The organism is Paenibacillus sp. 01L418, from assembly GCF_056400045.1.
On the sequence record NZ_JBFTSN010000666.1, the window covers coordinates 1 to 2,189 of the forward strand.

At 45.0% G+C, this 2,189-nt stretch carries 2 protein-coding genes; both read left to right on the forward strand.

The features are described from left to right. A partial coding sequence (locus AC1DSE_RS34345; protein ID WP_477529024.1) for a sensor histidine kinase occupies positions 1-465 on the forward strand: 465 nt, incomplete at its 5' end. Beyond that, positions 458-2,014, forward strand: coding sequence for a response regulator transcription factor (locus AC1DSE_RS34350; protein ID WP_477529025.1), 1,557 nt, complete (start codon positions 458-460; stop codon positions 2,012-2,014). The genes AC1DSE_RS34345 and AC1DSE_RS34350, both read left to right, overlap by 8 nt. Positions 2,015-2,189 lie beyond the last annotated feature (175 nt).

Consider the following 2,189-nt stretch of genomic DNA (forward strand, 5'->3'; position numbering starts at 1 on the left):
GCATTAAAGGATGAACTCGAAATGGTGCGCTGCTATTTGGAAATTCAAAAATTCAGATACGGTAACGATCGATTGACGTTTCGCCTGGATATCGATGCTAACGGTCAGGAGATCGAAATTCCGCCGCTTATTATTCAGCCTCTCATCGAGAATGCTGTTGTGCATGGTCTTGAAAATGTTGCTGAGGGCGGATTCGTATGGTTAAAGACAGAGGTCAGTGATCATATGCTTCGGGTTGAGGTATCCGACAATGGCGTAGGAATCAGCGATGAAAAGATTAATGAAATCAATGAATCGCTGCATGATATGGAAGAAGAGGAAGAATACCGAATCGGGCTGCGCAATGTCCATCAGCGGCTGGTCATGATCTATGGGGACGGATATGGCTTGACGCTGAAGAGCGAGCTTGGAGCGGGTACACGCATTACTTTTGAAATTCCAATAGGGGGTCATTCGCTTGCATAAAGTACTCATTGTAGACGATGAACCGATGATTCGAGAAGGACTGCAAACATTAGTTGATTGGAGCAAATACGGATTTGCCGTCGCAGGGACAGCATCCAATGGACGCGAGGCAGTCGAGAAGCACGGCGTGCTGAGTCCTGATTTGATTCTGATTGATATCCGCATGCCTGGCATGGATGGACTACAAGCGATTGAGGAAATAAGGAAAACAGACAATAGCTGTCATTTTTTAATTTTGAGCGGCTATGCGGAGTTCAATTATGCTAAGCAAGCGATCGCGCATAATGTGGATGGTTATATTTTAAAGCCGATCGATGAAGATGAGCTGGAGAGCTATGTCGAACGTGTCTCTGCTCAGCTCCAAAGTCAGTCGGAGCAGCGCCAAAACACAGAGCAATCGGTTGCTTTACTGCGTGAGGAGATGCTGTATCAGCTCTCAAGCGGGAAGCTGGATGCAAATACGGCTAACAGTCACGAGCTGAAAACATTATTGGGTGAGCCTGCGAAATATTACCAGCTGATGTTGATCGAGCTCTACAGCAGGGAACATTCCCTTACACTGAATGCAACGCTCAAGAAGAAGCTGACAGACATTGTTGAAGAGAAGCAAATCGGCTGGGTTTTTTCTGCCGAGCCTTATATTGGGATATTGCTTAAAGATTATATGCTCCAAAATGGCTCGCGCGAGCAAATGAAGCTGTGGATCGAGGAATGCTGCGGAACGAAGGTGAAATTTGCAGCTGCGGCAAGCGAACCCGTTCGCGAACCCGCGGAGCTGCAAAAATGGTCCATGCCCATTCACGACTTATTGAAGCAGCGGTTCATGCTGCAAGGACAGTTCATCCATATGGCGTCTTTAGCCGAGGAAAGACAGCAGGCGGAGGCTAAGCTTAGCAATCAATTATCAATCGAAAGCCTTGCTCAAAAGATTTATTATATGCTGGATATCGGGAGCAAAGAGGGAATGGACAACGCGATGCAGGAGGCGTCCAATCAAATTATCGCTTATGATTGTTCCGAGCCGTTCGTCAAATCGAGCTGGGCGCAGCTTCTCACGATCGTACTAAATAAAGCGGCCTTGTCTAATCCGCAGCTATCACTTCATGAGGATCTGTCGATGATTACCGCCCTGTACCTTGCCCATCATTATGAGGAAATGATTGCGCAGCTGCAAACCCGTCTGTCGGAGCTGGCGATGAAAACTTCGAAATCAGACAGCTTGTCGGTCATGAAACAAATGACTGACTTTATTGAACGTCATTATAGCGAAAATATTAAGCTGGAAACGCTGGCTGATCTTTTTAATTACAATAGCGGCTATTTAGGCAAAATGTTCAAAAACTATACGGGTGAGCATTTCAACACGTATTTGGATCAAGTGCGAATACAGCATGYCATTGGGCTGCTGCAGGAGGGGCTCAAGGTTCATCAGGTGTCGGAACGGGTCGGATATGCGAATGTTGATTATTTCCATAGTAAATTTAAAAAGTATAAAGGGGTATCGCCCTCATCCTTTAAAAGTATTTCTGGTAGAACGGCTTTGGAATAGGAAGCTGTTGTTCCTATAATCTTATTATTACAAACATCTATTTCACAGGACTGATAGAGTCGCTGACGAGCTAGATGTTTTTTTTATTTTTTTTATATAACCAACGGTTATGAAAGCGCTTGAAAGAACGTATTTTCATATGATTTTAGGTCTAATTATATGGGTGCCGGAGGAT